Source organism: Pararobbsia silviterrae (assembly GCF_003628125.1).
Classification (GTDB): Bacteria; Pseudomonadota; Gammaproteobacteria; order Burkholderiales; family Burkholderiaceae; genus Pararobbsia; species Pararobbsia silviterrae.
The window spans coordinates 567,693-592,856 of record NZ_RBZU01000001.1 but is presented as its reverse complement, the minus strand read 5'-3'; the positions used below and the strand labels follow the sequence as shown (position 1 = coordinate 592,856).

The following is a 25,164-nucleotide window of genomic DNA, read 5'->3' as shown; positions in this document are numbered from 1 at the left end:
CATGCAACCCGTTGACCTCGTCATTCGCGGCGCCAAGGTCGTTTCGCCGGATTCGATCATCGACGCATCGGTGGCCATCGACGGCGAACGCATCGTCGCCGTCGGCCGCGACGACGCCATGCCGCCCGCGCGCGACGCATTCGATGCGACCGGGCTCTATCTATTACCGGGCGCCATCGACAGTCACGTGCATTTCCGCGACCCCGGCTATCCGCACAAGGAAACATGGCGCACGGGATCAGCCGCCGCGGCCTGCGGCGGCGTGACGACCGTGTTCGACATGCCGAACACGAATCCGCCCACCGGCACGCTCGACGCGCTTGAACTGAAGCTCAGCGCCGCGCGATCGTCGTATGTGGATTACGGCATTCACGGCCTGCTCGGCGACGACACGATCGCGCATCTCGAAGCCCTCGTCGAGGCCGGCGTCACGAGCTTCAAGGCTTTCGTCGGCAATACCTTCGGCAACTTGCCCGCGCCGACCGACGGCGCCTTGCTCGAAGGGTTTGAAAAACTCGCGCCGCTCGGCGTCCGCACCGTCGTGCACGCGGAAAACTCGTCGATTCTTTCACGTCGCCAGAAACGCATGCAGGACGCGGGGCGTATCGATGCGCTCGCTCATCTCGCCGCGCGCCCCGCCGTCGCGGAGATCGAGGCGATCGGACGCGTGCTCACGCTCGCGGAATGGACCGGCGCGCGCGTGCATATCGCGCATCACAGCGCCGCCGACTCGCTGTTCCTGATTCGCGACGCCAAACGGCGAGGCGTCGACGTCACGGTGGAAACGTGTCCGCAATACCTGCTGCTGAACACCGACGACATGAGCCGTCTCGGCGGCATCCTGCGGCTCAATCCGCCGATTCGCGAGCCGCGCCACAACGACCCGCTCTGGCAGGCGCTCAAGGACGGCACGATCGATATGATCGCGACCGATCATGCGCCGCATGCCGTCGAGGAAAAGACGCGGTCGAACATCTGGGAATGCGACTGCGGCTTTCCCGGCGTCGAAACGCAGATGGCCCTCATGCTGACCGAGGTCAATCGCGGCCGCGCGAGCCTCATGGAATACGTCCGGTGGAGCGCCGTCGCACCGGCCAAGGCCTGGGGCCTCTACGGCACCAAAGGCGTCATCGCGCCGGGCGCGCATGCCGATATCGCGCTCGTCGACCTCGATCGCAAGGGCGTGCTCTCGCAGCACACGCTCCATAGCGTGAGCCGCATTTCACCGTGGCACGGCCGCCTCGTGCACGGATATCCCGTACATACGCTCGTGCGCGGCCGCTTCGTCATGCGCGACGGCGCACTCGTCGAGGACGCGCTCGGCTGGGGCCGCTCCGTGAAGACCATCCAGCAGATGCCGACGCCCCGCCCCCTCAATACCGCGCACTATACGAGCGCAATCCTGACCACACCGGCAGGCGTACGGCCGACAGCCGAGCCCCTCGATGCGATCGATGCGCCCCAGTCCCATGAAACAGCCTGATCGCCGCGGTGGCTTGCGTGCTCATCCGCGGCCCGGGCACGACACCCGCACCAACACGTGGATCAACACGCGGATCGGTACGCGGATCGGTACGCGGATCGGTACGCGGATCGGCACGCGGATCGGCACGCGAATGAGCCCGCACGTGAACGCGCAGATGCGCATACGGACGCACGCGCGGCCCCGCGTGCACACGACGATGGATGCGCCGATCGACGAGGCATCGACGTGAACACGCGCCCCTTTATCGAACTATCGGGCGTCAGCGTCCGATACGGCGGCGGCACCGTCGCGCTGGACCGCACGGATCTCCGGATCGCGCGCGGCGATTTCGTCGCGCTCGTCGGTCCGAGCGGATGCGGCAAATCGACCGTACTCAAACTGCTCGGCGGGCTGATCCGGCCTACGTCGGGCGGCGTCATCGTCGATGGGCGCGAAGTCGGCGCGCCGGGCGTGCAAGCCACCCGCGTCGGCCTCGCGTTTCAGAACCCGACGATGCTGCCGTGGCTGTCGATACGCGACAACGTGTCGATTCCGCTCAAGATCGTCGCCCCGTATCGGCACGACTATCGCGCGAAGCGCACCGGCGAATTCGCTGAACGCGCCGATGCGCTGCTTGCGCAAGTCGGCCTGGCCGGCTTCGGCGACAAGCGTCCATGGCAATTGTCGGGCGGCATGCTGCAACGCGCGTCGTTGTGCCGCGCGCTGATCCACGAGCCGGATCTGCTGCTGCTCGACGAACCGTTCGGCGCGCTCGATCAGTTCACGCGCGAAGAGGTCTGGGACATCATGCAATCGCTCTGGATGACGCGGCGGCCGACCGTCGTGCTCGTGACCCACGATCTGCGCGAGTCGGCTTATCTCGCGAACCGGATCTGCGTGATGAGCGCGCGGCCGGGACGCATACTCGAAGACCGCGCCGTGCCCTTCGACCGGCCGCGGACCCTCGACGCGACTTACGGGAGCGCGGGATCCGAACTCGTTCAGCATCTGCGCCAGCGCATCGCCGATGCGCGCATGCCGCCGTCCGAGGTTCAAGCCGACGGCGCGCCGCGTGCGTCGCATGTCTTCGCGGGAGAACGCGCATGAATCCGTCATCGATCGCATGGCGCAGGCAACTGATGTCGCTCGGTGTGCTGTTCGCGTTTTTTGTCGTCTGGGAAGGCGTATGCCGGCTCGCGCATGTGTCCGACCTCGTCTTGCCGAGGCCCACCCAGATCGTCGCGGTCATGATCGACAAGACGCCCGTGCTGTGGCCCGACACGCTGCAGACGCTGATGACCACGCTCGTCGGCTTCGCGTTGAGCGTGGTCGTCGGCGTCGTGATCGGTGTGGCGATCGGCGCGTCGAAGGTGCTGTACGACGCAGCCTATCCGCTGCTCGTCGGGTTTTCGAGCATTCCGAAGGTCGCGGTCGTACCGATCTTCGTCGTCTGGTTCGGCGCGGGCACGATTCCCGCCGTCCTGACCTCGATGAGCATCAGCATCTTTCCGATCATCGTCAACGTCGCAACCGGTCTCGCCGCGACCGAGCCCGAGCTTGAAGACGTCCTGCGCGTGCTCGGCGCATCGAACTTCGATATCCTCAGAAACGTCGGCATCCCGCGATCGCTGCCGTATTTGTTCGCGTCGCTGAAGATCGCGATCACGTTGTCGTTCGTCGGCACGGTGCTCTCGGAGACCGTGGCATCGAACAAGGGGATCGGCAACATCATGATGATCGCGAGCGGCAACTTCAACGTGCCGCTCGTTTTCGCGGGTCTGTTCGTGCTTGCGATACTCGGTGTCGCACTCTATGCCCTGTCGTCCTGGGTCGAAAGCAGGCTGACGGGATGGACCCAACGACGTATCGACGTAGGAGCCCTCTCATGACCGTACCCCGCAACAGCATTCATTCGATCGCGGTGTTCTGCGGCTCGAATTTCGGCCGCGTCGACGCCTATCGCAACGCGGCCCGGGAGACCGGCGCCGAGATAGCGCGACGCGGCTGGCAGCTCGTGTACGGCGGGACCGACAAAGGTCTGATGGGCGTCGTCGCGGACGCGGTGCTCGCGAACGGCGGCAAAGCGCATGGCGTCATCACGCAGGCGCTGTCCGTGCGCGGCCAGCAGCATGCGGGTTTGACGTCGAGCGAAATCGTCGGCGACATGCGCACGCGAAAGGCGCGCATGGCCGATCTCGCGGATGCGTTCGTCGCGTTGCCGGGCGGCTTCGGCACGCTCGAGGAACTGCTCGAAATCGCGACGCTCGCCCAGCTCGGCGAGCATCGCAAGCCCTTCGGCCTGCTCGACGTGCTCGACTTTTACCGGCCCTTGCGCGAGATGTTCGGCCACGCGGTCGATGAAGGCTTCATGAAAATCGAACATGCGCGCATGCCCGTATTCGACAGTCGTCCCGCGCCGCTCCTCGATGCGCTCGAGGTGTGGCGCGCGCCGACCGTCACCAAGTGGATCGGTCAGCCGAATGCGTGATGCGGCTCCGACATGCTTGCTCCCGATACTTCTTTAACGGTGGATCACGATGCCACGAATCCAGATCACGGTCGGCGAACTGAAGTTCGTCGCCGTCACGCACGATGCCGCCGCGCAGACCGTCGGCGCTTTTCTTTCGCTGCTGCCGTATCGTCAGCATCTGATTCACGTTCGCTGGAGCGGCGAAGCGTGCTGGGTGCCGCTCGGCGACTACGTGCTCGAACATCAGGGGCAACGCGTCGGGTTCGAGAATCACACGAGCCATCCGTCGGTCAGCGACGTCCTGTTTCATCCGGGCGGCTATAGCGAGACCGAAATCCTGCTCGCTTACGGATCCTGCTGCTTTTCGAGCAAGCTCGGACAACTCGCGGGCAACCACTTCATGACGATCGTCGAAGGGCGCGAGCAGTTGCCCGAGCTCGGCAAGCGCGTGCTCTGGCACGGCGCGCAGGAGATTCTGTTCGAGCTCGAAGCATGACGTTCGACTGAGGGCGTCGGCGACGCCTCTTTTTCCATCGCATGTCTGACGTACCGACGCGACCCGTGCGGTCGTGAGGGAGCGGCTCGCTTGTTTGTTTTGCATATCGCGTCGCGCCGTGCCGCCTCGGAGACACATCGAGTCACGTTCGAGTCCGCACGCGCGGCTCGACCGCGGTGAAGCGGCCGACGCGCGCCGCATCGGAAGCGTCGTCCGACTGACGTTCACGCCATACGCGCCCCGGACACGGACCGGCGGTTCGACATCCTTTTTATCGACTCATCGACTTATCGACTCATCGAGGGATCACCATGACTTTCGCATTGCATCGCATCGCGTTGTTGCGCCGCTGGATCCGCTACACGGTGTGGTTCGCCGGCCTCATCGGATTCGCGTTGTCGTCGCAGGCCTTTGCCGCGACGCCGATCAAATTCATTCTGAACTGGAAGTACGAGGGACCGCAGGCGTGGTTTTTCGTGGCGCTCGACAAAGGCTATTTCGCCGCGGAAGGTCTCGACGTGTCGTTCGACCAAGGTGACGGGTCGGCCGGCTCGATTCCGAAAGTCGCCAACGGTTCATACGATGCGGGCTTCGGCGATCTGAACGCGTTGATCGAGCTCGCCGCGACGCATCCGGACGCCGCGCCGGTCGGTGTGTTCACGCTCTACAACGTTGCGCCGTTCGCGTTTGCCGTCAAGGCGTCGGGGCCGATCAAGACGCTGCATGATCTCGAAGGCAAGACCGTCGGCGGCGCCGTCAACGATGCCGCGCTCAAGCTGTTTCCGGCACTTGCGAGCATCAATCACATCGATGCGTCGCGCGTGAAGATCGTCAATATCGCGCCGAATCTGTCGGCTCAGTTGCTCGAACGCGGCCAGATCGACGCGGCTTCGACCTATGTGACGACGTTCACGTTTGCCGAAAAGGCCATGGGCGCGGATCCGTCGAAGACGATTCGTTTTATTCGCTTTCGCGACAACGGCATGAACCTGTACGCGAATACGGTGTTTTTCTCGCAGCCGTTTATCGCGGCGCATCCCGACGCCGTGCGCGGGTTTGTCCGCGCGCTCAATCATGCGATCAAGGACGTGATCGCCGACCCCGACGAGGGCGTGCGCCATCTCGTGCAGCGCGAACCGATCCTCAATACGGACCTCGAAAAGCAAAAGCTGCTGTTCACGCTCGCCAACGATATGAGCAGCCCCGAGGTCGCGACGCTCGGTCTTGGCGATGTCGACGACCGACGCCTCGCGCAAAGCATCGATATCGTCGTCGGCGCGCTCGGCTTGCCGAACAAACCGCAGCCCGAGCGCATCTTCGATCGCGCCTTTCTGCCCGCGCGCGACGCGCGCATCTTCAAGCTCACGCCCTGATCGGGTCGTGGTCGTGGTCGTGGTCGTGGTCGTGGTCGTGGTCTGGTCACAGACACGGTCGTGATCGGGTCACGGTCGGGTCATGATCGCGCTCATCGTGCCCTGGTCTTTGATGACGTCGACGCATGCGGTCACGCGCGTCGAACCCGGCATCGTTCATTCATGCACCGCGGCTTCGGCGCGGGGCTTGGCGTCTGTGAAAACCATGATTCCCTACACCCCGCCTCAATCGGTCAGCGCGCTGCCCATTGTCGATTTGTCGCTGCTCGACGAGTCGCGCGATGCGCGCCTGACGCTTGCCGCGCAGATCCGCGACGCATGCCGGAACATCGGCTTTTTCTACGTGAGAAATCACGGCGTGCCGCGCGCGGTCTTCGATACGCAGTACGCGCTGGCTCGCGAACTATTCGATCTTCCGCTCGACGTGAAAATGGAGATCGCGCAATCCCGCTCTGCCGCAAAACGCGGATACGAGCCGGCCGCGACGCAGCGGCTCGACGACGGCTCGCCGCCCGATCTCAAGGAGAGCTTTCGCTACGGTCCCGAGCCCGCGCGCGATCATCCGCTATACGGTCGCGGACTGCCGACCTACGGACCGAATCAATGGCCCCGCGGCAAGCCCGAGATGGCGACGAGCATGGGGCGTTATGCGGATGCGATGGTGTCGCTCGGTCTGCGCGTGATGCGTGCGATCGCGTTGTCGCTCGAACTGCGCGACGATTTCTTCGAGCCGTATTACGCGGATCCGATGACGACGGTGCGTCTGCTCAAATACCCGCCGCATCCCGATCATGCGTTGATGAATCAGATCGGCGCGGGAGCGCACACGGACTGGGGCGGCATCACGATCCTCGCGCAGGACGAGGTCGGCGGACTCGAGGTGCGGAACGTCGACGGTGTGTGGATCCAGGCGCCGCCGCTGCCCGATACGTTGATCGTCAACATCGGCGACCTCCTCGCGATGTGGACCGGCAATCGATACCGATCGACATTGCATCGCGTCAAAACGTCCGCTGCGCGGACGGATCGGTACTCGATCGCGTTTTTCTTCGATCCCCGCTATGACGCGATCATCGAGCGCGTGCCGTCATGCCGCGGCGAGGACGTCGCGCCGGACGCGTGCACCGCGGGCGCTTATATCGCGGAGCGGCATCGGGCGACCGCGGTCGAGGTCGAGGTCGAAAAAGAAAAGGGCTGAAACCATTCGCATAACCTACCGATTACGCGTCAGTTTCAGCCCTGAATTCACACTTTGCGTACGACTGTTTCCTAGAACGGAATATCGTCATCCATCTCATCGAACCCGCCGCTTGCCGGCGCATTCGACCGGCCGCCGCCCGATCCGCCACCACCGCCCGACGCGGCACGACCGCCGCCGCCCGACGCGCCGCCGCGCGAACCGCCGCCGCCACCGCCGCGCGACTCCATCGGCTCGCGGCTATAACCGCCTTCATCGCCGCCACCGCCGCCGCCCATGCCGCCGCGGCCGCCGAGCATCTGCATCTGCTCGCCGACGATCTCGGTCGAATACCGTTCCTGTCCCGACTGATCCGTCCACTTGCGCGTGCGGATCCGGCCTTCGACATACACCGACGATCCCTTCTTCAGGTACTCGCCCGCGATCTCGGCAAGACGGCCGAAGAACGCGACACGATGCCACTCGGTCATTTCCTTCATGTCGCCCGACGCCTTGTCCTTGAACCGGTCGGTCGTCGCGAGCCGCACATTGGTCACGGCATCGCCGCTCGGCAGATACCGCGTTTCGGGGTCCGCACCCAGGTTGCCGACCAGAATGACTTTGTTGACGGATGCCATGATTTCTCCTCTGAATGCCTTAACGCTATCCCGTAGATTGCCGCACGTCGATTCGGCCGGTCGGCCGATTCGACACCCTCCCGCCATCGCGGGGGCGGCTGCTGATCCGCTCTGAACTGAACTTTCCGAACTGTCCCGCCAAGCGCGCGACACACCGTCGCGGCAGGAGATGTCAATGCTGTCCCGTCGTGGCCCCGCCGTGGCCGCGTTGCGGCGGCGGCGCCATGCCGGCAGCGATTATAAGCCACACGAAAACGAGGACTGAGCAGGCCCCGAACACGGCGTTCGCGTTCCAATGCGCGAGCACCCAGCCGCCTCCGGCGCCGCCCACCGCATAGCCGAGCGACTGCGTCGTGTTGTACACGCCCATCGCCGCCCCCTTGCGTTCGCCCGGTGCGAGCTTCGAGACGAGCGACGGCTGACACGCTTCGAGAATATTGAAGCCCAGGAAGTAGATGAACAGGAACGTCGCCACGAGCCACAGCGTATGCGGCTCCGCCGCGAGCAAGACCTGCCCGAGCAGAAGCAGCGCGATCGCACCGAGCAAGACGGGCTTCATCTTGCCGTATTTCTCGGCGACGATGACCGCGGGCACCATCAGCACGAACGTCAGGCCCATGACCGGCAGATACATCTGCCAGTGATGCGCGACGGGCAGCCCCGCCGCGACGAGCGCACGCGGAATCACGACGAACAACGCGATCTGCGTCGCATGCAGCGCGAACACGCCGACGTTCAGACGCAGCAACTCGACGTTGCGCAACACCGTCGAAAACGGCGCCTTGCGATGCACGGGCCGCGCATCGGGCGTCGGCACGATCCAGATCACGACGGCGATCGCGAGCACCGCGAGCGCCGCGATCAGCATGAAGATGCCCGACATGCCGATCCATCCGAACAGCACGGGCGCCGACACGATCGCGATCGCGTACGAAATGCCGATGAAACCGCCGACCATCGCCATCGCCTTGGTCCGGTTCGCCTCGCTCGTCAGATCGGCGACAAACGCGATGACGGCCGACGAAACCGCGCCGAGCCCCTGGATCGCACGTCCGACGATCAGGCCGTTCATATCGTGCGCGAGCGCCGCGACCACGCTGCCGACCGCGAAGATCGCGAGCCCGATCGCGATCACGACCTTGCGCCCGAGAAAATCGGACAACGAGCCGTACGGAATGTAGAACAGCGCCTGGACGAATCCGTAGATCCCGATCGCGATACCGACCGTCGTCGCGTTCTCGCCGCCGGGCACCGTGCGCGCGTAGATCGTGAAAACCGGGATGATCATGAACAGACCGAGCATGCGCAGCCCGATCACCGCGGCCAGCGACGCGCTCGAACGGACTTCCTGAGGGCTCATCCGCGATGCGGCCTGGGGCGTGAACGTCGTTTGAGACATGGGGAATACCGAGGTGGGACCGCGACGGGCGGGCCGATCGGCTCGCCGCAAAAGTCGCTATAGTAGCAGGTTTGGCCCCCCCTACTTTCGGCAGGACATGGAACAGATCCGGATCCGTGGCGCTCGCACCCACAATCTGAAAAACGTCAATCTCGACCTGCCGCGGCACAAACTCGTCGTGATTACCGGCCTGTCCGGATCGGGCAAATCGTCGCTCGCGTTCGATACGCTCTACGCGGAAGGCCAGCGCCGCTACGTCGAAAGTCTGTCGGCCTACGCGCGCCAGTTCCTCCAGCTCATGGAGAAACCGGACGTCGACCTCATCGAGGGTCTGTCACCCGCGATCTCGATCGAGCAGAAGGCGACGTCGCACAATCCGCGCTCGACGGTCGGCACCGTCACCGAAATCCACGACTATCTGCGCCTGCTGTACGCGCGCGTCGGCACGCCGCACTGCCCCGACCACCATATCCCGCTGCAGGCGCAAAGCGTCTCGCAGATGGTCGACGCGGTGCTCGCGCTGCCCGCCGAAACGCGGCTCATGATCCTCGCACCCGTCGTCGCGGGCCGCAAAGGCGAGCACCTCGAACTCTTCGAGGAAATGCAGGCCCAGGGTTTCGTGCGGTTCCGGATCCGCTCGGGCGGGGGCACGACGCACGAGGGCGACGCACAAGTCTACGAAGTCGACGCGCTGCCCAAGCTCAAGAAAACGGACAAACACACGATCGACGTCGTCGTCGACCGGCTCCGCGTGCGTCCCGACATGCAGCAACGCCTCGCCGAATCGTTCGAGACGGCGCTGCGCCTCGCGGACGGCCGCGCGATCGCGCTCGAAATGGACACGAACGCCGAACACCTGTTCAGCTCGAAGTTCGCGTGCCCGATCTGCTCGTATTCGCTGCAGGAACTCGAACCCCGCCTGTTTTCGTTCAACAACCCGATGGGCGCGTGTCCGCACTGCGACGGCCTGGGCCAGATCACGTTCTTCGATCCGAAGCGCGTCGTCGCGCATCCGTCGCTGTCGCTCGCATCGGGCGCGGTCAAGGGCTGGGATCGCCGCAACCAGTTCTATTTCCAAATGTTGCAGGGCCTCGCGGCGTTCTACGACTTCGATATCGACGCAGCGTTCGAGGATCTGCCCGCCGACACGCGCAACGTGATCCTCCAGGGTTCGGGCAAGCAAACGATTCCGTTCACCTATATGAACGAGCGGGGCCGGCCCACGGTTCGCGACCACGCGTTCGAAGGCATCATCCCGAACCTCGAACGCCGCTATCGCGAGACCGATTCGGCCGCCGTCCGCGAAGAACTCGCGAAGTATCAGAACAATCAGCCGTGCCCGGCCTGCGAAGGCACGCGGCTGCGCACCGAGGCCCGCCACGTGATGCTCGGCGAAGGCGATCATGCGCGGCCGATCTACTCGATCAGCAATCAGCCGCTGCGCGACGCACTCAGCTACTTCCTGACCTTGCGTCTCGAAGGCGCCAAACACGAGATCGCGGACAAGGTGATCAAGGAGATCACGGCCCGCCTGTCGTTCCTCAACAATGTCGGGCTCGACTATCTGTCGCTCGATCGCAGCGCCGATACGCTGTCGGGCGGCGAGGCCCAGCGCATCCGGCTCGCGTCGCAGATCGGCTCGGGGCTCACGGGCGTCATGTATGTGCTCGACGAACCGTCGATCGGCCTGCACCAGCGCGACAACGACCGGCTCATCAAGACGCTCATGCATCTGCGCGATCTCGGCAACTCGGTCATCGTCGTCGAACATGACGAGGACATGATCAATGCGTCGGACCACGTCGTCGACATGGGGCCGGGCGCCGGCGAGCATGGCGGCATCGTCGTCGCCGAGGGCACGCCCGAACAGATCAAGCGCAATCCCGCGTCGATGACGGGCCAGTACCTGTCGGGCGACCTCGCGATCGCCCTGCCCGCGAAGCGCAATGAACCCGATGCGCGCCGGCTCGTGATCGTCGAGGCGAGCGGCAACAACCTCAAGAACGTGACACTCGATCTGCCGGTCGGCCTGCTCACGTGCGTCACGGGCGTCTCGGGCTCGGGCAAATCGACGCTGATCAACGACACGCTCTATCACGCGGTCGCGCACCACCTCTACGGATCGGCGACCGAACCCTCGCCGTATGAATCGATCGACGGCCTCGAACATTTCGACAAGGTCATCAACGTCGATCAGTCGCCGATCGGCCGCACGCCGCGCTCGAACCCGGCGACCTATACGGGTCTGTTTACGCCGATACGCGAGCTCTATGCGGGCGTGCCCGCGGCGAAGGAGCGCGGCTACGAAGCGGGCCGGTTCTCGTTCAACGTCAAGGGCGGCCGCTGCGAGGCGTGCCAGGGCGACGGCGTCATCAAGGTCGAGATGCACTTCCTGCCCGACGTCTACGTGCCCTGCGACGTCTGTCACGGCAAGCGCTACAACCGCGAAACGCTCGAAGTGCTGTACAAGGGCAAGAACATCAGCGAGGTGCTCGATCTCACGGTCGAACAGGCGCATGAATTCTTCCGCGCCGTGCCGGTCATCGCGCGCAAGCTCAAGACGCTGCTCGAAGTCGGTCTCGGCTATATCCGGCTCGGCCAGTCCGCGACGACGCTCTCGGGCGGCGAAGCGCAGCGCGTCAAACTTTCGCTGGAACTGTCGAAGCGCGATACGGGTCGGACGCTTTATATCCTCGACGAACCGACGACGGGCCTGCACTTCCACGACATCGCGCTGCTGCTCGAAGTCATTCACCGGCTTCGCGATCAGGGCAACACGGTCGTGATCATCGAGCATAATCTCGATGTCATCAAAACCGCCGACTGGGTCATCGATCTGGGCCCCGAAGGCGGCGCCGGCGGCGGACAGATCATCGCCCAGGGTCCGCCGGAGGCCATCGCGAGCGCGAAGGCAAGTTTTACCGGCCGGTATCTCGCGCCGCTGCTCGCGCGCGCGACACCGGTGAAAAGCGGCAACGCCTGACGACGGGGGTTCGGCGCGCGCGCCGCTTGGGCGCGCGGGCAAGGCGCAGGCCTCGCGGCCTGCGAAGATTGATGGGTTTGGACTGGATGCCGATCGGCGTCCGCGGAGAGTACGCGATGTCACGTCAGGCGCACGATGCCCGCAAAGACAGGCAGGACCGCCCAGCGTCTCAGGACCGGGGCCCGGGCGCGCAGGTCGTACGGCCAGGCCTGTCGCCCGAACGGCGCATGAACGCGCGCCAGTTGCGCGCCATCAATCGCGAGCCGGTCACTTATACGAAGGTCGAAATCGCGAGTTTCCTGATCGCCGCGATCGCGCTCGTCGCGATTCTCGTGCTGCATCTGCTGTCGGGCGTGCTCGCCGGTCTGCTCGTCTACCAGTTGATTCTGATCACGGCGCCGCTGCTCGAACGGCGCTTGTCGAGCCGGCGCTCACTCTGGATCTCGGTCGTGCTGCTGTCCGTGGCCATCATCGGCCTGCTGACCGCCGCGATCATCGGCACCGTCGATCATGTCGAACGGGTGATCCCCAACGCCCAAGTGCTCGTTGCGCAACTCAGCAGCATCCTCGACGGCGCGCGCGCGCGTCTGCCCGAATGGGCACAGGTCTATATTCCCGTCGACCACGACGATATGCGCAATATGGTGTTCGAGTACGCGCGCAAGCACATGGTCGATCTGCAGCAAGGCAGCATCAGCATCGCGCGCACGCTCACGCATATCGTGATCGGCATGATTCTCGGCGCGATGATCGCGATCAGCGTCGCGTCGTGCCGCGGTCAAAAACTACCGCTGACGGCGGCGCTCGCGGCGCGCGCCTCGCGCTTCTCGGACGCGTTCCGCCGCATCGTCTTCGCGCAGGTCAAGATCTCGTTCATCAACGCCGTGTTCACGGGCCTCTATCTGCTCGTCGCGCTACCGCTGTTTCACACGTATCTGCCGTTGTCGAAGACGCTCGTGTTGCTCGCATTCGTCGTCGGTCTGCTGCCCGTTATCGGCAATCTGATCTCGAACACGGCGATTCTCGTGATCTCGATGTCGGTCAGTCTGCCCGTCGCGATCGCGTCGCTCGCCTTCCTCGTCGCGATCCACAAGCTCGAATACTTCCTCAACGCACGCATCATCGGCGGCGAAATCGAGGCGCGCGCATGGGAGCTGCTGATCGCGATGCTCGTCATGGAAGCGACATTCGGGATCCCGGGCGTCATCGCCGCGCCGATCTTCTACGCGTACATCAAGCGCGAGCTGATCGTCGCGCAGCTCGTCTGAGCGCCGCGGCGCGCGCCGTGGCGGATCGCGAACACCGGCAAAATGCCGGCCACGCGATCGCCTCGCCCCCGATCTGTGTCGAGGCGTCTGCGCTCGCCTGCAGACCCCCGCCCGTTTAACGCATTACCGGAACACGACCGTCTTGTGACCGTTGAGCACGATGCGGTGTTCGACATGCCACTTGACCGCGCGCGCGAGCGTCACGCACTCGACATCGCGGCCGATCGCGGTCAATTGCTCGGGGTCCATGCCGTGGTCGACGCGCTCGACCTCCTGCTCGATGATCGGACCTTCGTCGAGATCGCCCGTCACGTAATGCGCGGTCGCGCCGATCAGCTTCACGCCGCGATCGAACGCCTGGTAGTACGGCTTCGCGCCCTTGAAGCTCGGCAGGAACGAGTGATGGATATTGATCGCGCGGCCTTCGAGCCTCTTGCATAGCGCAGGAGAAAGGATCTGCATGTAGCGCGCGAGCACGACGAGATCGATCGCTTCGGCGTCGACGATCTCGATGATCTTGGCTTCCTGAGCGGCCTTCGCCGACTCGGGCGCACCCGCGGCGAGCGGGAAATGATGGAACGGGACGTTGTAGCTCGCGGCGAGCTGATAGAAGTCCTTGTGGTTCGAGACGATCGCGGCGATCTCGATCGGCAGTTGTCCGGTCCGATGACGGAACAGCAAGTCGTTGAGACAGTGACCGATCTTCGAGACCATGATCAGCACGCGCGGCTTGACGTTCGCGTCATGAAGCTGCCAGCGCATGCCGAACGTCTCGGCGAGCGTGCCGAAATCGGCGCGCAGCTTCTGCTCGCCGGGGTCACCGCCGATCTGCTGGAAATGCACGCGCATGAAGAATTCGCCCGTGTACCGGTCGCCGAATTGCGCGGAATCGAGAATGTTCGCGCCGCGTTCGAAGAGAAAGCCGGAGACGGCGTGGACGATCCCGGGCCGGTCGGCGCACGAGAGCGTCAGGATGAAACTGTGTTCGGTCGTCATGCAGTGTTGTCCTTGTTATGCGCGGCGCGCCGCATCGAATGCGGCGCGCCGAAAGCGGGTCCTGCGTCCATCGTCATGCTTCGGTCGTCGAATCGTCGAGCTGTCGAATCGTCGCGTCGTCGATCGCGGACCGATGCGCGCGGTACGGCTCACCGCGCGGCGCCGGGCGTGAGATCGGCCGGTCGGCCGGCAAGCCCGGCCTCGCCTTCCGACGCCGGCTCGGCGATCGCGGGCGGCGCGCCGAGCGTGGCGAGCGCCGTGCGTTCGGCCGCGTCGAGCGCGCCGTGGCGCGCCATCCAGTCGAGCGCAGCGAGGCTCGCATCGACCGTCATCGCACCGTCGGCGAGCCAGTCGAGCACCGTATCGATCGACGCGAGCCGATGGTCGGCCACCTCGCCGTCCTGATTGCGCGGGACGAAATCCGCGCCGACGTCGAGGTCGTAAATGAACAGTTGCTCGGCCTGCGTGCCTTCGTCGATTTCCTGGAGCACGTGGATCGTACCGCCTCGGACCGCGCGCCGTGCAAGCGCCGCGGGCAAGCCGGACTCTTCCCAGCACTCCTTGACGAGCGTTTCATCGATGCCGTAGCCCCAGCCGATGCCGCCGCCGACGAGATTGTCGAGCATGCCGGGGTCGGTCGCCTTGTTCGGGCTGCGTCGCGCGATCCACATCGCGTGCGTGCCGACGACGCCGTTCAGATGCACGGCATACGTCTGCGTGCCGAAGAAACGCGACGCCGCGCGCTCGATCAACGCGAGCGGCGCGGCGTCGAAACGATTGCGGATCGCGTACGTTTCATTGCGCCAGCCGCGGATCCGCCCGTCCGCCGCAAGCGCCTCGATGACCTCGCCGAGCGCGCGGCTGCGCGCCTCGACCGTATCGAGCCCGGCGTGCAGGCCGACCTGGACGTCGTCGATCTCGAAGATTTCGCGCCACGCGTCGAGCCACGGCAGATCGCTGCGGCGGATCCATCCGGCCCGCACGCCCGCGATCACGAAGGGCAGATGACGCGCGGGGTCGAAGCGGCGCGCCGCGCGCACGCAGGGATACCGGCTCACGACATCCATCACGTCCCCGCGAACTCACAGATCGAGAACACGGGCAAGCCCGCGGCGCGCAGCCGCGCCGAGCCGCCGAGGTCGGGCAAATCGATCAGCGCGGCCGCTTCGATGACCTTCGCGCCGAGCCGTTCGAGCAGATGCATGCCCGCGAGCATCGTACCGCCCGTCGCGATCAGATCGTCGATGAGCACGACGCGGTCGCCCGCATTGCACGCATCGGCATGCACTTCGACGGTCGCGCTGCCGTATTCGAGGTCGTACGACTCGCTGATCGTCTTCCACGGCAGCTTGCCGATCTTGCGCACGGGTACGAAGCCGATATTGAGCTCGTAGGCGACGATCGGGCCGATCATGAAGCCGCGCGCGTCGAGCCCGACGACAGCGTCGAGCTTCGCGTCGAAGTATCGATCGACGAGCACGTCGACGAGCGTGCGCAACCCTCTCGGGTTCTGAAACACGGGCGTGATGTCGCGGAACTGCACGCCGGGCTCGGGCCAGTCGGGCACGGTTCTGACGAGGCTACGCACATAGGCGCTGGCCTCGCGCGGCGCGACGCGCTCGGCGGCGGCGTGCGCCGCGTGTTGGTGGGCCGGCCCGTTGGACGGCCCGCCCTGAGTCGGCGATTCCGACATGGTGACTCCAGTTTTGAAAGATCAGACGGTGCTCGGGGTACTTCGCCGATTCACCGACAAACGTTGTTCGGCCTTCGCAAGCGCGTCGGGCAGCCCGCGCAGCACGAGAATATCGTCCGCGCGCAGCCGGGTGCTCGAATCGGGTTCGACGCCGCGGATGCCATGACGGCGAATCGCGGTCACGCTGACCCCGAGCTCGTCGAGCGCCAGATCGCCGAGCGTGCGGCCCACGGCGTCGGCATTCTCCGGCAGCGGGATCGGCTGCAAACGCACACCTTCGCGTTCGTAGTCGTCCTCCTCGTCGTCGGCGCCGTGAAAATAGCCGCGCAGCAGACTGTACCGCGCATCGCGCATTTCCTCGACGCGCCGCACGACTCGGCGCATCGGCACGCCGACGAGCACGAGTGTATGCGATGCGAGCATCAGGCTGCCCTCGACGATTTCGGGGATGACCTCGGTCGCGCCCGCCGCGATGAGCCGCTCCATCTCCGCGTCGTCGACGGTGCGCACGATGACGGGCAGCGCGGGTTCGAGTTCGTGCACATGATGCAGGACCTTGAGCGCCGACGGCGTCTCGGCATACGTGATCGCGACCGCGGCCGCGCGGTGCAGTCCGGCCGCGAGCAGCGATTCGCGCCGCGCCGCATCGCCGTAGACCACCGATTCGCCCGCCGACGCGGCCGCGCTGACGCGATCGGGGTCGAGATCGAGCGCGACATAGCTGAGCCCCTCCTGTTCGAGCATGCGCGCGAGATTCTGCCCGCAACGGCCGTATCCGCAAATGATCACGTGCCCGCTCGTCTTGATCGTCTGCGTCGCGATCCGCGTCATTTGCAGCGATTGTCGCATCCATTCGGTCGACGACAGCCGCATGACGATCCGGTCGGCATTCTGGATCATGAACGGCGCCGCAAGCATCGACAGCAGCATCGCCGCGAGCACCTCGTTGAGCAGCTCGGGCGGCACGAGCTTGTTGCCCGAGATCACGTTGAGCATGACGAAGCCGAATTCGCCGGCCTGCGCGAGTCCGATGCCCGTGCGCATCGCCTCGCCCGAACTCGCGCCGAACAGGCGCGCGAGCCCCGTCGTCAGCACCGCCTTCGTGAGCGTCGGCACGATGAAGAACACGAGCACGAGCAGCGGATGCGCGACGAGAATCGACGGATTCAACAGCATGCCGGTCGTGATGAAAAACAGCCCGAGCAGCACGTCGCGAAACGGCTTGATGTCCTCCTCGACCTGATGCCGGTACGGCGTCTCGGCGATCAGAATGCCCGCGATGAACGCGCCGAGCGCCATCGAGAGCCCGAGCGCCTCGGTCACGAACGCAATGCCGAGCGTGACGAGCAGCAGGTTCAGCATGAACAGCTCTTGCGAACGCCGGCGCACGACGACGTTGAACCATGGCGTCATCACGCGCTGACCGACCCAGAGCAGCAGCGCGAGCGCGCCGACGATCTTGACCGCCGCGATCATCATCGCCTTCGCGAGATGCGTCGAGTCGCCGCCGAGCGCCTCGAGCAGGATCAGCAGCGGCACCACCGCGAGATCCTGGAACAGCAGCACGCCGACGATATTGCGTCCGTGCGCCGAATCGAGTTCGAGGCGCTCGGCGAGCAGCTTGGTCACGATCGCGGTCGACGACATCGCGAGCGCGCCGCCGAGCGCGAGGCTCGCCTGCCAGCTGAATGGCAGCACGAGATTGATCGCGAAGCCGGCCACGATCGTCAGCGCGATCGTGCTGACGACCTGCGACAGTCCGAGTCCGAAGACGATGCCGCGCATCGCGCGCAGCTTCGCGAACGAGAACTCGAGGCCGATCGAGAACATCAGGAACACGACGCCGAACTCGGCGAGGTACTGGACGTGCGGCGCGTCGCTCGCGACGCCCAACGCATGCGGCCCGATCAGGATGCCGACGACGAGATAACCGAGAATCGGCGGCAAATTGAGGCTGCGAAACACGACGACCCCCACGACCGCGGCAGCCAAAAGCACAAGCGTCAGTTCCAGCGGCGAAGTCATGCGGACGGCTTCTCCAAGTGCGTCAATAGGCCGCGACAGCTTGCGCCGCCTGGCTGGGAGGGCTTTGTTATACTCCGCGCATGATAGCGAAAATCAATGGATATCGGGCCTTGGAGCTCGCTCGCGAGGTGCTCGAGATCGAAGCGGACGCGGTGCGTTCGCTGATCGACCGGCTCGACGACGCGTTCGCGCACGCGGTCCAGGTCCTGCTCGATTGCAAAGGCCGTGTCGTCGTGTCGGGGATCGGAAAATCCGGCCATATCGCGCGCAAACTCGCCGCGACATTTGCGAGTACGGGCACGCCCGCGTTCTTCGTCCATCCGGCCGAAGCCAGTCACGGCGACCTCGGCATGGTGACGGCCGACGATGTCTTCATCGCGCTGTCGAATTCGGGCGAAACGGAGGAGTTGCTGAACATCGTGCCGCTCGTCAAGCGCACGGGTTCCCACCTGATCGCGATGACGGGCAATGCCGAATCGAGCCTCGCGCAGATCGCGGACATCCACCTGAATGCGCGCGTCGACAAGGAAGCATGTCCGCACAATCTCGCGCCCACGGCGAGCACGACGGCCGCGCTCGCGTTCGGCGACGCGCTCGCGATGGCCGTGCTCGATGCGCGCGGCTTCAGTTCCGAGGATTTCGCGCGCTCGCATCCGGGCGGCGCGCTCGGCCGGCGGCTGCTTACGTACGTGCGCGACGTCATGCGGACCGGTGATCAGATCCCGCATGTGGGTCTTGACGCGAACGTCGCCGAGGCGCTGTTCGAAATCACCGACAAGCGCATGGGGATGACGGCGATCGTCGACGCGTCGTTCCATGTCGCGGGCATTTTCACGGACGGCGATCTGCGGCGCGTGCTCGCGCGCAGCGGCGACTTCCGCAACCTGCCGATCACCGAGGTCATGACCTCGCGTCCGCGCACGATCGGGGCCGATCACCTCGCCGTGGCCGCCGTGGAACTCATGGAGCGTCATCGGATCAATCAGGTGCTCGTCGTCGACCGCGACGGCACGCTGATCGGCGCGCTCAATACGATCGATCTTCTCGAAGCCAAGGTGATGTGATGGCCGTACCCGTTGACCCCTCCGGCATCGACGCCGCCCTGGCCGAACGTCTCGCGGCCGCCTCCGCGCGCGCCGCGCGGCTCCAGCTCATGGTGTTCGACGTCGACGGCGTGCTGACCGACGGCCGGCTCCATTACGGACCCGACGGCGAAGAGATCAAGACCTTCGACACGCTCGACGGCCATGGCGTCAAGCTGCTGCGCAGCGCCGGCGTGCAGACCGCGATCATCACGGGACGCAGTTCGAAGATCGTCGCATCGCGCGCGAAGGAACTCGGGTTCGACCACGTTTTCCAGGGCGTGCACGACAAGACCGTCGTGTTTGCCGAGCTGCTGTCGAAGACCGGCATCGCGGCGGCCGACACGGGCTATATGGGCGACGACTGGCCCGATCTCGCCGTCATGCTCAAGGCCGGCTTCGCGGCCGCGCCGGCCAACGCGCATATCGAACTCGCGCGACGCGCCCACTATGTGGCGCAGGCACGCGGCGGACGCGGCGCGGTCCGCGAGGTCTGCGACCTGATCCTGCGCGCGCGCGGCTACTACGACGCGCTGCTCGAACACGCCTGCGGAGTGTCGTGATGCTGCGGCGCATGGGTTTGCTGCAATGGTTGCCCGTACTCGCGATGGCCGCGATCGCGGGCGGCACCTACTGGCTGTTGCAGTTGAATCTGCCGTCGCTCGTCCATCAGGCCGTGCGCCCCAAAACGCACCGGCCCGATTATTTCGCCGACCATTTCTCGATCACGACGCTCGACGAAACCGGCCAGACGCAATACCGGATCAATGCGACGAAGATGGTCCACTACGAGGACGACGACAATATCGACGCGACGCTGCCGTCGATCCGGAGCTTCACGCCGGGCAAGCCCGACGTGACGTCGTACGGCGACTGGGGCGTGATCAAGGGCGACGGCTCGATCATCGATCTCTACCAGAATGCGAAGGTGCTGCGCGACCCGGGCGCCGGCGATCCCGCGATGGCGGCGTATTCCGAGCATTTTCACGTGCTCGTCAATGACGACATCGTCCAAACCGAAAAGCCGGTTAAACTTGTGCGCGGTCAATCCGTCGTCACCGCGAACGGCATGGTTTACAACAATGTCACGCGAACGATGCACCTGCTCGGCAATGTCCGCGGCCAGATTGCCGCGTCCGAGACCATGCCGGGCAGTTCGAAATGACCCGCGCGCGCCGCGCGTTCGTCGCCTCCGACTCTCACCGAACAGAATAATTTGACGCGTTCCATGACCCTTCCGCCCGACCGCCGCCCGGCTTTGCCGGCACGCCTGCTTGCCGCGATCGCGCTGTTGATTGCCTCGTTGCTGCCGGCGACGGCCGCGCACGCCGAGCGCGCTGACCGCGACAAGCCCGTGTTCATCGACGCCGACAACATGACGTACGACGACCTCAAGCAGGTCAACGTCTATATCGGCCATGTCGTGCTGACCAAGGGCACGATCCTGATCAAGGCCGATCGCGCGGTCGTCACGCAGGATCCGCAGGGCTACCAGTACGCGGTCGCAACGATGGATTCGGGCGGCCTCGCCTATTTCCGCGAAAAGCGCGACGGACTCGACGAATACATCGAAGGCAATGCCGACAAGCTCGAATACGACGGCAAACGCGACTTCACGACGCTCACGGGCCGCGCAATCGTGCGCCGCCTGCAGGGCCTGTCGAAAGTCATCGACACGGTCAGCGGCGACGTGATCACGTACGACGGCCAGAAGGACTTCTATACGGCCAGTTCGACGAGCGGATCGAGCACGGGCAACCCGCGCGTGCATGCGATGCTCTCGCCCGCGTACAACAACGGCGCGTCGGCGCCCGTCGCCGCGAGCGCGTCGCGGCCGGCGGACGGCGGCAATGCGGCCTCGCCCGCCGCCAAGACGCCCGGGACGGACAAGCAGTGAGCATCCCCGAGATCAGCCAACCGCGCCTCGCCGGCAAGACGAGCACGCTTAACGTCCGCAATCTTCAGAAGCGGTATGGCGCGCGGACCGTCGTCAAGGACGTCTCGATCGACGTGAAGAGCGGCGAAGTCGTCGGTTTGCTCGGCCCGAACGGCGCGGGCAAGACGACGTCGTTCTACATGATCGTCGGGCTCGTGCCGCTCGATCGCGGCGATATCGAACTCGACGGCCATTCGATCAGCCGTATGCCGATCCATCAGCGCGCACGCCTCGGATTGTCGTATCTGCCGCAGGAAGCCTCGGTCTTCCGCAAGCTGACGGCCGAGCAGAACATCCGCGCGGTGCTTGAATTGCAGGTCGACGCGAACGACAAGCCGCTCACGCCGAACGTCGTGTCCGCGCGCGCCGAGGCGCTGATGGACGAGCTCCAGATCACGCATCTGCGCGACAACCCTGCTCTTTCGCTGTCGGGCGGCGAACGCCGGCGCGTCGAAATCGCGCGCGCGCTCGCGACGAACCCGAGTTTCATTCTGCTGGACGAGCCGTTTGCGGGCGTCGATCCGATCGCCGTGCTCGAGATCCAGAAAATCGTGCGCTTTCTCAAGGAGCGCAATATCGGCGTGCTGATCACGGACCACAACGTGCGCGAGACGCTCGGCATCTGCGATCACGCCTACATCATCAGCGACGGCAGCGTGCTCGCGTCGGGCGCGCCGAAGGACATCATCGAAAACGAACGCGTGCGCCGCGTCTATCTCGGCGAGCACTTCCGCATGTAAGCGCGGGGGCGCGGCCCAGCCGATCCGGGTTCGCCGCGGGCGGGCCGTCGCGGGCCGTCCGAATCGCGCATGCCGACCGATCCGACGCGCGCGTTCGCCTGTCGCACGAGGGGTACGCGGAGGCGTCTTGCGCGACGCGCGCCCGCGCCGAACGTGCGCGGCGCGAACGGTGAAACCGGCCTTAGTGCCTCCGAATTCATGCGTCAAGCGCTGAAACCCCGCCGCGCTGCCGTGGTTCCCGCTGCGCGGCAAACTCTCTACAATGAATACGACCGTCATCGTCGGTGCCTGCCTGACCGAATGCCGACCAGCACACTGACGGACCACACCCGACATGAAAGCGAGCCTCCAACTTCGTCTCTCGCAGCATCTGGCGTTGACCCCGCAATTGCAACAGTCGATCCGGCTGCTGCAATTGTCGACGCTCGAACTGCAGCAGGAGGTCGCCACCGCCGTCCAGCAGAACCCGCTGCTCGAAAACGACGAGGACTGGCTCAGCAGCCCCTTGCGCGTCGCGGCTGACGGTTCGCTGCTCGCATCGCAGCAAAGCGCGCCGCCGACGGCCCCCGAGGCGCCCGTGACGACGTCCTCCTCCTCGTCGAGCAACGGCGACGGCGAAGACACGCGCGAGCGCAACGGACTCGACGATTTCAGCAACGGCAACAACGACGGCGATTCGCCGTGGAGCCTCGACGATTATTCGCGTCCGGGCACCGCGACCGACGACGACGATCTGCCGCCGATGCAGCTCCAGGAGTCGAGCACAAGCCTGCGCGATCATCTGAGCGCCCAGTTGCGGCTGACGAATGCGAGCCCGCGCGATCGCGCGCTCGTGACGTTCCTGATCGAATCGCTCGACGACGACGGCTACCTGTCGATCTCGCTCGACGAAGTCGTCGCCGATTTGCCCGAAGAACTCGAGATCGACACCGACGAGGCCGCCGCGGCGCTCGCCTTGCTGCAGAGCTTCGATCCGCCGGGCGTCGGCGCGCGTTCGGCGTCGGAGTGCCTGAAGCTTCAGTTGCTGCGCATGGACGACTCGCCGAATCGCGCCCTCGCGATCGAGATCGCGTCGCAGCATCTCGAACTGCTCGCGGCGCGGGATTTCACGCGGCTTCGCAAGCAACTCAAGGTCGGCGACGACGAACTTCGCGATGCGCACACGCTGATCCGTTCGCTCGAACCGTTCCCGGGCGCGGCCTACGGCAAGGCCGAGGCCGACTATGTCGTGCCCGACGTCATCGTTCGCAAGACGAAGGACGGCTGGTTCGCCGACCTCAATTCGGACATCGTGCCGCGCCTTCGGATCAATCATCTCTATGCGAACATCCTGCGCAACAATCGCGGCGATCCGGGCAGCGGGTCGCTGCGTCAGCAGCTTCAGGAAGCGCGCTGGCTGATAAAAAATATCCAGCAACGCTTCGAAACGATATTGAGAGTTGCGCAGGCGATCGTCGATCGGCAGAAGAATTTTTTTGTTCACGGCGAAATCGCCATGCGGCCCTTGGTCTTGCGTGAGATTGCTGATACGCTGGGGCTTCACGAGTCGACGGTTTCCCGTGTGACGACCGGCAAATACATGCTGACGCCGTTCGGGACGCTCGAATTCAAGTACTTCTTTGGTTCACACGTTTCGACCGACACCGGCGGGGCAGCATCCTCGACGGCGATTCGGGCGCTCATCAAGCAACTGATAGGAGCCGAAGAACCGAAGACACCTCTTTCAGACAGCCGCATCGCTGAACTGCTGGCTGAACAGGGTTTCGTGGTGGCCCGCCGCACGGTGGCCAAGTACCGCGAAGCCTTGAAGATTCCAGCCGTCAACCTGCGCAAGTCCTTATAAGCCCGCGACATACCGTTGCAGGCATTTTCCGGCCGCGAACGCATCGCGCGATCCAGGCCGGCCGACGAAGAGCGCGCCTCGACGGGGTTCCACTGCATGTTTGCACGGCATCTCGGCCCGGACGTGTCGCGCGCATCCTTACCGATGCGCGGCAGGCTCAAGCCGACCGACACTGTGGTCGTACGAAAGTACGCGTGAGCGGCTTTCTGTACGGAGAGCACTATGAACTTGAAGATCAGTGGACACCATCTCGACGTTACGCCCGCACTGCGCGATTACGTGACATCCAAGCTGGACCGCGTGCTACGCCACTTCGACCAAGTGATCGAGACCGCGGTACTACTGACCGTCGACAATCATAGAGAAAAGGAAAAGCGCCAAAAGGCGGAAATCAACCTCCACCTCAAGGGCAAGGACATCTTCGTCGAAACATGTGACGAGGATATGTACGCAGCGATCGACCTGCTGATCGACAAACTCGATCGTCAGGTCCTGCGCTACAAGGACAAGCTGCAAGGCTATGCGCATCACGCGATCAAGCATCAGGGCGACGCGATGTCGCCGACGCTGAACGAGCAACCTGCGGTCTGAACGCACGCGCCCACGCGTGCCCCCGAATCCGCGCGCTGGCGAAGCGCTGGTACGCGGACAACGGTGCGCGGTTCGCGAATGGCCGGTGACGAATGGCCGATCAGGAATGGCCGGTCTCGGACGGCCGGCGCTCTGCGAACCCGTTGAGGGACCGATAGCGAATCTGATCTCGAACGTAATCTCAATCGAATGCCCCGCTTGCGCGGGGCATCCTCGTTTACGGGGGCATGAGCGGGAAGCGTTCACGCGGTAGCGCGCCCCCCCCGGCGCGGCAAGGGTGCCGCGTCGCACCATCGCCCGATTGGCTGATCTATAATGTTCCGACTCTTAACGGGGACCCACAGAGCCGGAAAACGCGACACGACCCGACACACTGTTGAACCCTTGCCGGGCTCGCAGTTCGAAATGTCGTGCCGGACGCGCCACGAGGGCGCGATCCGCCTGACAATATGAATCGTCTAGCCAAACTTTTACCGCTCGAAAACGTCGTTCTCGGGCTCGCCGTCACCAGCAAAAAGCGCGTGTTCGAACAAGCCGGTCTCATTTTCGAGAACCAGCACGGCATCGCGCGCAGCATCGTCACCGACAACCTGTTCGCGCGCGAGCGGCTCGGTTCGACGGGACTCGGTGAAGGCGTCGCCATTCCGCACGGCCGGATCAAGGGGCTCAAGCAGCCGCTCGCGGCATTTGTGCGCCTGTCGGAGCCGATCGCGTTCGAGTCGCCCGACGGTCAGCCCGTGGGCCTGCTCATTTTTCTGCTCGTCCCCGAGCAAGCGACGCAGCAACATCTGGAAATCCTGTCGGAGATCGCGCAATTGCTGTCGGACCGTGACGTCCGTGTGCGCTTGACGACCGAGCCGGACCGAAACGTCGTTCATCAACTGATTACCGAGTGGCAACCCTGATGCACGGGCGGGCCCATTTGTCCGAACATCCGATGTCCGGATGCCCGACGTCCGACGACGAGCGCTGCCGATAGCCGGGCGCCC

The 25,164-nt window shown here is 64.8% G+C and carries 24 protein-coding genes; 18 read left to right on the top strand and 6 right to left on the bottom strand.

From position 1 onward, the window contains the following. Nucleotide 1 precedes the first annotated feature (1 nt). From allB to D7S86_RS02685, 8 genes are all read left to right on the top strand, one after another. A complete protein-coding gene (allB, locus tag D7S86_RS02720) occupies nucleotides 2-1,483 on the top strand; it encodes an allantoinase AllB (RefSeq protein ID WP_121084232.1) in 1,482 nt (493 codons plus the stop codon). Next, nucleotides 1,470-1,715 (top strand): hypothetical protein, encoded by a 246-nt coding sequence (locus tag D7S86_RS29890; protein WP_121083134.1) that lies wholly within the window; start codon nucleotides 1,470-1,472, stop codon nucleotides 1,713-1,715. Before allB ends, D7S86_RS29890 begins: the two co-directional genes overlap by 14 nt. Then, entirely contained in the window at nucleotides 1,712-2,572 is an 861-nt protein-coding gene (locus D7S86_RS02710) for an ABC transporter ATP-binding protein (RefSeq protein WP_121083131.1), read from the top strand. The genes D7S86_RS29890 and D7S86_RS02710 overlap by 4 nt, the downstream gene beginning before the upstream one ends. Then, a complete protein-coding gene (locus tag D7S86_RS02705) occupies nucleotides 2,569-3,354 on the top strand; it encodes an ABC transporter permease (RefSeq protein WP_121083128.1) in 786 nt (261 codons plus the stop codon). Before D7S86_RS02710 ends, D7S86_RS02705 begins: the two co-directional genes overlap by 4 nt. Next, complete coding sequence (locus D7S86_RS02700) at nucleotides 3,351-3,953, top strand: LOG family protein (RefSeq protein ID WP_121083126.1); 603 nt, start codon at nucleotides 3,351-3,353, stop codon at nucleotides 3,951-3,953. Before D7S86_RS02705 ends, D7S86_RS02700 begins: the two co-directional genes overlap by 4 nt. Nucleotides 3,954-4,002: 49 nt before the next feature. After that, nucleotides 4,003-4,431: a DUF3830 family protein gene (locus D7S86_RS02695; protein WP_121083123.1), complete on the top strand. Its 429-nt coding sequence runs from the start codon at nucleotides 4,003-4,005 to the stop codon at nucleotides 4,429-4,431. A gap of 311 nt (nucleotides 4,432-4,742) precedes the next feature. Beyond that, nucleotides 4,743-5,804: an ABC transporter substrate-binding protein gene (locus tag D7S86_RS02690; RefSeq protein WP_121083120.1), complete on the top strand. Its 1,062-nt coding sequence runs from the start codon at nucleotides 4,743-4,745 to the stop codon at nucleotides 5,802-5,804. Nucleotides 5,805-6,009: 205 nt separating this feature from the next. Next, nucleotides 6,010-7,002 carry an isopenicillin N synthase family dioxygenase gene (locus tag D7S86_RS02685; RefSeq protein ID WP_158601841.1) on the top strand — a complete coding sequence of 331 codons (993 nt, stop codon included), beginning with the start codon at nucleotides 6,010-6,012 and terminating at the stop codon, nucleotides 7,000-7,002. Between the two features lie 71 nt (nucleotides 7,003-7,073). Here the strand turns inward: D7S86_RS02685 and D7S86_RS02680 are convergent, their stop codons facing one another. After that, entirely contained in the window at nucleotides 7,074-7,619 is a 546-nt protein-coding gene (locus tag D7S86_RS02680) for a single-stranded DNA-binding protein (protein ID WP_121083114.1), read from the bottom strand. Nucleotides 7,620-7,791: 172 nt separating this feature from the next. After that, nucleotides 7,792-8,979 carry an MFS transporter gene (locus D7S86_RS02675; protein WP_420813201.1) on the bottom strand — a complete coding sequence of 396 codons (1,188 nt, stop codon included), beginning with the start codon at nucleotides 8,977-8,979 and terminating at the stop codon, nucleotides 7,792-7,794. A 136-nt stretch (nucleotides 8,980-9,115) separates the two neighbouring features. On the opposite strand from D7S86_RS02675, the gene uvrA reads away from it, so the two are divergent. Both uvrA and D7S86_RS02665 read left to right on the top strand, forming a co-directional pair. After that, nucleotides 9,116-12,001, top strand: a complete 2,886-nt coding sequence (gene uvrA, locus D7S86_RS02670) for an excinuclease ABC subunit UvrA (protein WP_121083108.1) — start codon at nucleotides 9,116-9,118, stop codon at nucleotides 11,999-12,001. Nucleotides 12,002-12,228: 227 nt separating this feature from the next. Further along, nucleotides 12,229-13,269: an AI-2E family transporter gene (locus D7S86_RS02665; protein WP_121083105.1), complete on the top strand. Its 1,041-nt coding sequence runs from the start codon at nucleotides 12,229-12,231 to the stop codon at nucleotides 13,267-13,269. A gap of 123 nt (nucleotides 13,270-13,392) precedes the next feature. Here D7S86_RS02665 and purU read toward each other — a convergent pair whose 3' ends face one another. The 4 genes from purU to D7S86_RS02645 all read right to left on the bottom strand — a co-directional run bounded on the left by purU (nucleotide 13,393) and on the right by D7S86_RS02645 (nucleotide 17,983). Further along, nucleotides 13,393-14,265, bottom strand: a complete 873-nt coding sequence (purU, locus tag D7S86_RS02660; protein WP_121083102.1) for a formyltetrahydrofolate deformylase — start codon at nucleotides 14,263-14,265, stop codon at nucleotides 13,393-13,395. A gap of 149 nt (nucleotides 14,266-14,414) precedes the next feature. Beyond that, nucleotides 14,415-15,323 (bottom strand): NUDIX hydrolase, encoded by a 909-nt coding sequence (locus tag D7S86_RS02655; protein WP_240647962.1) that lies wholly within the window; start codon nucleotides 15,321-15,323, stop codon nucleotides 14,415-14,417. Nucleotides 15,324-15,331: 8 nt separating this feature from the next. Further along, the gene (locus D7S86_RS02650; RefSeq protein WP_121083096.1) at nucleotides 15,332-15,958 is read right to left on the bottom strand and encodes an adenine phosphoribosyltransferase; all 627 of its coding nucleotides are present in this window, start codon (nucleotides 15,956-15,958) and stop codon (nucleotides 15,332-15,334) included. 21 nt (nucleotides 15,959-15,979) lie between these two features. Continuing rightward, a complete protein-coding gene (locus tag D7S86_RS02645; protein WP_121083093.1) occupies nucleotides 15,980-17,983 on the bottom strand; it encodes a monovalent cation:proton antiporter family protein in 2,004 nt (667 codons plus the stop codon). A gap of 80 nt (nucleotides 17,984-18,063) precedes the next feature. On the opposite strand from D7S86_RS02645, the gene D7S86_RS02640 reads away from it, so the two are divergent. From D7S86_RS02640 to ptsN, 8 genes are all read left to right on the top strand, one after another. Then, complete coding sequence (locus D7S86_RS02640; protein ID WP_121083090.1) at nucleotides 18,064-19,047, top strand: KpsF/GutQ family sugar-phosphate isomerase; 984 nt, start codon at nucleotides 18,064-18,066, stop codon at nucleotides 19,045-19,047. Continuing rightward, the gene (locus D7S86_RS02635; RefSeq protein ID WP_121083087.1) at nucleotides 19,047-19,628 is read left to right on the top strand and encodes a KdsC family phosphatase; all 582 of its coding nucleotides are present in this window, start codon (nucleotides 19,047-19,049) and stop codon (nucleotides 19,626-19,628) included. The genes D7S86_RS02640 and D7S86_RS02635 overlap by 1 nt, the downstream gene beginning before the upstream one ends. After that, nucleotides 19,628-20,230, top strand: coding sequence for an LPS export ABC transporter periplasmic protein LptC (gene lptC, locus D7S86_RS02630; RefSeq protein ID WP_121083085.1), 603 nt, complete (start codon nucleotides 19,628-19,630; stop codon nucleotides 20,228-20,230). Before D7S86_RS02635 ends, lptC begins: the two co-directional genes overlap by 1 nt. A 63-nt stretch (nucleotides 20,231-20,293) precedes the next feature. After that, nucleotides 20,294-20,962, top strand: a complete 669-nt coding sequence (lptA, locus tag D7S86_RS02625) for a lipopolysaccharide transport periplasmic protein LptA (protein ID WP_121083082.1) — start codon at nucleotides 20,294-20,296, stop codon at nucleotides 20,960-20,962. A gap of 2 nt (nucleotides 20,963-20,964) precedes the next feature. After that, nucleotides 20,965-21,741 carry an LPS export ABC transporter ATP-binding protein gene (gene lptB, locus D7S86_RS02620; RefSeq protein ID WP_121084230.1) on the top strand — a complete coding sequence of 259 codons (777 nt, stop codon included), beginning with the start codon at nucleotides 20,965-20,967 and terminating at the stop codon, nucleotides 21,739-21,741. Between the two features lie 334 nt (nucleotides 21,742-22,075). Next, a complete protein-coding gene (locus D7S86_RS02615) occupies nucleotides 22,076-23,584 on the top strand; it encodes an RNA polymerase factor sigma-54 (protein WP_121083079.1) in 1,509 nt (502 codons plus the stop codon). Between the two features lie 222 nt (nucleotides 23,585-23,806). Next, a complete protein-coding gene (gene hpf, locus D7S86_RS02610; protein WP_121083077.1) occupies nucleotides 23,807-24,175 on the top strand; it encodes a ribosome hibernation-promoting factor, HPF/YfiA family in 369 nt (122 codons plus the stop codon). A gap of 449 nt (nucleotides 24,176-24,624) precedes the next feature. After that, nucleotides 24,625-25,080, top strand: a complete 456-nt coding sequence (ptsN, locus tag D7S86_RS02605; RefSeq protein WP_121083074.1) for a PTS IIA-like nitrogen regulatory protein PtsN — start codon at nucleotides 24,625-24,627, stop codon at nucleotides 25,078-25,080. The last annotated feature ends 84 nt before the right edge of the window (nucleotides 25,081-25,164 follow it).

Excerpts from the sequence above, each read along its gene's own strand:
- D7S86_RS02705 (WP_121083128.1), top strand. The coding sequence starts at position 2,569 with ATGAATCCGTCATCGATCGCATGGCGCAGGCAACTGATGTCGCTCGGT.
- purU (WP_121083102.1), bottom strand. The coding sequence starts at position 14,265 with ATGACGACCGAACACAGTTTCATCCTGACGCTCTCGTGCGCCGACCGG.
- D7S86_RS02700 (WP_121083126.1), top strand. The coding sequence starts at position 3,351 with ATGACCGTACCCCGCAACAGCATTCATTCGATCGCGGTGTTCTGCGGC.
- lptC (WP_121083085.1), top strand. The coding sequence starts at position 19,628 with ATGCTGCGGCGCATGGGTTTGCTGCAATGGTTGCCCGTACTCGCGATG.
- D7S86_RS29890 (WP_121083134.1), top strand. The coding sequence starts at position 1,470 with ATGAAACAGCCTGATCGCCGCGGTGGCTTGCGTGCTCATCCGCGGCCC.
- D7S86_RS02645 (WP_121083093.1), bottom strand. The coding sequence starts at position 17,983 with ATGACTTCGCCGCTGGAACTGACGCTTGTGCTTTTGGCTGCCGCGGTC.
- D7S86_RS02680 (WP_121083114.1), bottom strand. The coding sequence starts at position 7,619 with ATGGCATCCGTCAACAAAGTCATTCTGGTCGGCAACCTGGGTGCGGAC.
- D7S86_RS02635 (WP_121083087.1), top strand. The coding sequence starts at position 19,047 with ATGGCCGTACCCGTTGACCCCTCCGGCATCGACGCCGCCCTGGCCGAA.
- D7S86_RS02675 (WP_420813201.1), bottom strand. The coding sequence starts at position 8,979 with ATGAGCCCTCAGGAAGTCCGTTCGAGCGCGTCGCTGGCCGCGGTGATC.
- hpf (WP_121083077.1), top strand. The coding sequence starts at position 23,807 with ATGAACTTGAAGATCAGTGGACACCATCTCGACGTTACGCCCGCACTG.
- D7S86_RS02615 (WP_121083079.1), top strand. The coding sequence starts at position 22,076 with ATGAAAGCGAGCCTCCAACTTCGTCTCTCGCAGCATCTGGCGTTGACC.
- D7S86_RS02640 (WP_121083090.1), top strand. The coding sequence starts at position 18,064 with ATGATAGCGAAAATCAATGGATATCGGGCCTTGGAGCTCGCTCGCGAG.
- D7S86_RS02695 (WP_121083123.1), top strand. The coding sequence starts at position 4,003 with ATGCCACGAATCCAGATCACGGTCGGCGAACTGAAGTTCGTCGCCGTC.
- D7S86_RS02685 (WP_158601841.1), top strand. The coding sequence starts at position 6,010 with ATGATTCCCTACACCCCGCCTCAATCGGTCAGCGCGCTGCCCATTGTC.
- lptA (WP_121083082.1), top strand. The coding sequence starts at position 20,294 with ATGACCCTTCCGCCCGACCGCCGCCCGGCTTTGCCGGCACGCCTGCTT.
- D7S86_RS02665 (WP_121083105.1), top strand. The coding sequence starts at position 12,229 with ATGAACGCGCGCCAGTTGCGCGCCATCAATCGCGAGCCGGTCACTTAT.
- D7S86_RS02650 (WP_121083096.1), bottom strand. The coding sequence starts at position 15,958 with ATGTCGGAATCGCCGACTCAGGGCGGGCCGTCCAACGGGCCGGCCCAC.
- ptsN (WP_121083074.1), top strand. The coding sequence starts at position 24,625 with ATGAATCGTCTAGCCAAACTTTTACCGCTCGAAAACGTCGTTCTCGGG.
- allB (WP_121084232.1), top strand. The coding sequence starts at position 2 with ATGCAACCCGTTGACCTCGTCATTCGCGGCGCCAAGGTCGTTTCGCCG.
- D7S86_RS02690 (WP_121083120.1), top strand. The coding sequence starts at position 4,743 with ATGACTTTCGCATTGCATCGCATCGCGTTGTTGCGCCGCTGGATCCGC.
- uvrA (WP_121083108.1), top strand. The coding sequence starts at position 9,116 with ATGGAACAGATCCGGATCCGTGGCGCTCGCACCCACAATCTGAAAAAC.